The sequence below is a fragment of the Prevotella conceptionensis 9403948 genome (genome assembly GCF_000312305.1).
Classification (GTDB): Bacteria; Bacteroidota; Bacteroidia; order Bacteroidales; family Bacteroidaceae; genus Prevotella; species Prevotella conceptionensis.
The window spans coordinates 423181-427282 of the sequence record NZ_HE999443.1; the positions used below are offsets into that span (position 1 = coordinate 423181).

General features: G+C 50.0%; 4 protein-coding genes. All 4 read left to right on the forward strand.

Annotation, left to right across the window (positions count from 1 at the left end):
• On the forward strand, positions 1-465 hold a 465-nt coding region (locus BN93_RS01515; protein WP_044259380.1), incomplete at its 5' end, for a TlpA family protein disulfide reductase.
• A gap of 13 nt (positions 466-478) precedes the next feature.
• Entirely contained in the window at positions 479-2026 is a 1548-nt protein-coding gene (locus BN93_RS01520; RefSeq protein ID WP_019186591.1) for a YifB family Mg chelatase-like AAA ATPase, read from the forward strand.
• 16 nt (positions 2027-2042) lie between these two features.
• Positions 2043-2834, forward strand: coding sequence for an alpha-1,2-fucosyltransferase (locus BN93_RS01525; protein WP_019186592.1), 792 nt, complete (start codon positions 2043-2045; stop codon positions 2832-2834).
• Positions 2835-3054: 220 nt separating this feature from the next.
• Positions 3055-3561: a hypothetical protein gene (locus BN93_RS01530; RefSeq protein ID WP_019186593.1), complete on the forward strand. Its 507-nt coding sequence runs from the start codon at positions 3055-3057 to the stop codon at positions 3559-3561.
• Positions 3562-4102: the final 541 nt, after the last annotated feature.

The window sequence follows — 4102 nt, forward strand, 5'->3', positions numbered from 1 at the left end:
AAGAATGGCGAGCTTAACCGCATGCAGTCGCTTATCTCCGTTCTTGCCAAAACCGCTGTGGGCGCATCGCTGCCGCCTTTCCAAGCACGTTCGACAAAAGGCGAAAAGGTTAGCGAGCAACTATGCAATAAGGCACCCGTGGCCGTGTTCAGCGTGTGGAGTACCACCAACATGCAGAGCATGGAGTTGCAACGCATGCTCAATCAAAAGGTGCGTAGCTCCAAAGGTAAGCTGAAAGCGGTGGGCCTTTGCATCGATCCCATTCAACGAGAGTGCAAAGACATCTTGGAACGCGACAGCATTTCGTGGCCCAACATCTGTGACGGGGCGATGTTTGAGGGCAACGTTGCCAAGAAATTAGGGGTTTATAGTGTGCCGTTCAACATCCTATTGAAGAACGGAAAGATAGTAGCCAAAGACCTTGATGCCAACCAATTGAAAGAACGACTCGACAAATTGCTCTGAAAAACATTCACCTATGCTTGTCAAAACCTACTGCGCAGCGGTAAACGGGCTGAACGTAACCACCGTTACCGTGGAGGTGAACCTCGTGAAAGGCATGTTGTACCACTTCACAGGCCTTGGCGACGAGGCCGTACGCGAAGGGCGCGACCGCATATCGTCGGCCATTCAATACAACAACATGCGTTTCCCACGGGCAGACATCACCGTAAACATGGCACCTGCCGACCTCCGCAAGGAAGGCAGTAGCTTTGACTTGCCCTTGGCTATCGCCATTTTAGCCGCCGATAGTCAGCTGCCAACCGACCATCTAGGCGACTTCATGATGGTGGGCGAACTGAGTTTGGACGGCACTTTGCAGCCCATCAAAGGCGCATTGCCCATTGCCATTAGGGCCAGAGCCGAGAAGTTTAAGGGACTTTTAGTTCCAAAAGCCAACGTTCGCGAGGCAGCCGTGGTGAACAACCTCGATGTTTATGGCATGGAAAACATCGTCGATGTGGTGAATTTCCTTTCGGGGAAAGCACAATTCGAGCCTACCGTCATCGACACACGCAAGGAATTTTATGAGCAACAATACCGTTTCGACCTCGATTTTGCTGATGTTCGTGGTCAAGAGAACGTTAAACGCGCTATGGAAGTGGCCGCGGCTGGTTCTCTCAACCTGATTATGGTGGGACCGCCAGGTTCAGGTAAGTCGATGATGGCCAAGCGTCTGCCCTCTATCTTGCCGCCGTTGTCGCTGGGCGAGAGCCTAGAAACCACGCAGATACACAGCATTGCAGGCAAATTGGGCAAGGGCATGTCGCTTATCTCGCAGCGTCCGTTTCGTGCGCCGCACCATACCATATCCGAAGTTGCCCTTGTTGGCGGTGGTGCAACGCCCCAACCGGGCGAGATTTCTTTGGCGCACAATGGCGTTTTGTTTGCCGACGAGTTGCCGGAGTTCAACAAAACCACCCTCGAAGTACTTCGACAGCCACTAGAAGACCGCAAGATAACCATCTCGCGCGCCAAATACACCATCGAATATCCCTGCTCTTTCATGTTCGTTGCCTCGATGAACCCTTGTCCGTGTGGCTATTATGGCGACCCAACTCACCACTGCGTGTGCATGCCTGGTCAGATACAACGCTACATGAACAAGATAAGCGGTCCGTTACTCGACCGAATTGACATTCAAGTAGAAATAACGCCCGTTCCGTTTAAGGACATTTCGCAGGCCGTTCAAGGCGAGTCGAGTTCCGTAATACGCGAACGCGTTATCCGTGCGCGGCACATGCAAGAGCAGCGTTTTAAGGAAGTAAAGGGCATTTACAGCAACGCGCAGATGACCGAGCGCATGATTCACCAATTTGCCGAGCCCGATGCAGAAGGCATTGAGTTGCTGCGGACGGCTATGGAACGCCTAAGTCTGTCGGCACGAGCCTACAACCGCATCTTAAAAGTGGCGCGAACCATTGCCGATCTCGAACAAAGCGAAGCCGTTAAGTCGCAACATCTGGCCGAGGCCATTAGTTATAGAAATCTCGATAGGGGCGATTGGGCCGAACGAGGAAACTAAAACATCTGCCGCTACGATGAAAATAGTATGTATTAAAGGTGGGTTGGGCAACCAACTCTTCGAATATTGCCGCTATCACGGCCTGCTTAGGCACAACAACCATGGCGTTTACCTACACTACGACCGTCGCCGCACCAAACAACACGGTGGTGTGTGGCTCGATAAAGCCTTCCACATAACGTTACCCAACGAGCCGTTGCGCGTAAAACTGCTGGTAATGGTGCTGAAAACGTTGCGCAGGCTACATCTTTTCAAGCGTCTTTATCGCGAAGAAGACCCACGAGCCGTACTAATCGACGACTATTCGCAGCACAAACAGTACATTACCAATGCGGCCGAGATACTGAATTTCCGCCCGTTTGAGCAGCTCGACTATGCCGAAGAGATACAAACAACGCCCTTTGCCGTAAGCGTTCATGTACGCAGAGGCGACTATTTGCTGCCAGCCAACAAGTCTAATTTCGGCGTTTGCTCGGTTCATTATTACCTCTCGGCCGCTGTTGCCGTTCGCGAACGCCATCCTGAATCGCGTTTCTTCGTCTTCTCCGACGACATGGAGTGGGCCAAAGAGAGCCTCAGCTTGCCCAATTGCGTGTTCGTTGAGCATGCTCAGGCGCAACCCGACCACACCGATCTCTACCTCATGTCGCTCTGCAAGGGGCACATCATCGCCAATTCCACTTTCAGTTTTTGGGGTGCCTACCTCTCAAAAGGTTCGTCGGCCATCGCCATTTACCCCAAACAATGGTTTGCTGAGCCTACATGGAATGTGCCCGACATCTTTCCAGAGCATTGGATTGCGCTGTAAAACGATTGTTAGTTAGCGCATGCCGCTTCATTGCAGGTAGGAGACAATAGCCTATGTGTAACAGATTCAAATCCTCGACCGCGCATAACAGCTCACTTCTGGGTAGCACCAACCTTATATAATAAGGTGTCCCACGCCGCAGAACCATAAGTATAGAGGCTCTTTCGGGTATCGAAAACCAACGCAAAGATGATGTTTAACCAATAATAAAATACCGAAAATGGATACTAAAAAGAAAAAGAAGAGCAAGCTGGAGATTGACGACAGCTACGAATTACAACTAGTAAGCAAGCTACATCCCGCCCTCAGATGGGTCTTAATGCTGCCAATAGGGCTGCTTGCTATCCTTCTTGTGCAGTTTGCCTATGGGTTTGTGTTCAACAAAATGCTTTCAAACTTCGACCCTAATGGCGGTGTAGCCATAGTCATTAACAGCCTATTCATGGCCATGAAGTATTGCGTGTTTGTTGTGGCGATGGTTGGCGTGGCCCCAGTTGTGCGAGAAAAGAAGTTCCAGGCGTCAATCGCCTGCGCCATTATTGCAGTGATTGTTTGTTTAGGAAGCACAGGATTCCTCTTGTATAATAATGGAGTAGAGAATTTAACGATGCTCATCGCAACGGGTGGTTCGGCTTTCTTGGGCATTGTATGGGCTGTATTGAATGTCCGGTCTACTGTTTCAAAGCCACTACCCACCGAACAAGGGGGCGAACTCGCTGAACTATAAACACGAAAAAATGCCTAGAACCGCAGTCTTGTTCAACCACATACAACCCCTTGAGGTTGCCCTTCATTTGTTGTTTCTCGCCGTTTCAGAGGAATGGGCCAATGCCCACGCCCTTTGTTAATAAATATATAAATAGCCCAAAACACAAAGAAAAGGCGTATCTTTGGGGCATTGTGGGTTTAAGGCAGGGCTTACAACTTGCTTTTTGCAAACCGAAAAGTCTGTTGTTTCGCTCCTTTTCCTTTCTTTTTGCGCGCAAATGGTGCAAACAAGCCATCGTAAACGAGAGCAAACAGGCACGAAAACAACACTTGTTACGCTGAGAATGGCTGGAAAAGCCATGCGAAAACGAAGGGGAATAACCACCCAAAAACCACACCCCGTGTTCGAAACAAAAGCATGGCGAGCAGGCGATGCAAGGCTTAAAAACTGTGATACAGCTGCGACAAGTCGCTATGTACCCTTCGCCAACCGAACCAACTGCTTGCAGAACGAACAGAAACCTAGGCAAAATTATCCCTAAATAACTAATAAGATGATT

Excerpts from the sequence above, each read along its gene's own strand:
- BN93_RS01525 (WP_019186592.1), top strand. The coding sequence starts at position 2,043 with ATGAAAATAGTATGTATTAAAGGTGGGTTGGGCAACCAACTCTTCGAA.
- BN93_RS01520 (WP_019186591.1), top strand. The coding sequence starts at position 479 with ATGCTTGTCAAAACCTACTGCGCAGCGGTAAACGGGCTGAACGTAACC.
- BN93_RS01530 (WP_019186593.1), top strand. The coding sequence starts at position 3,055 with ATGGATACTAAAAAGAAAAAGAAGAGCAAGCTGGAGATTGACGACAGC.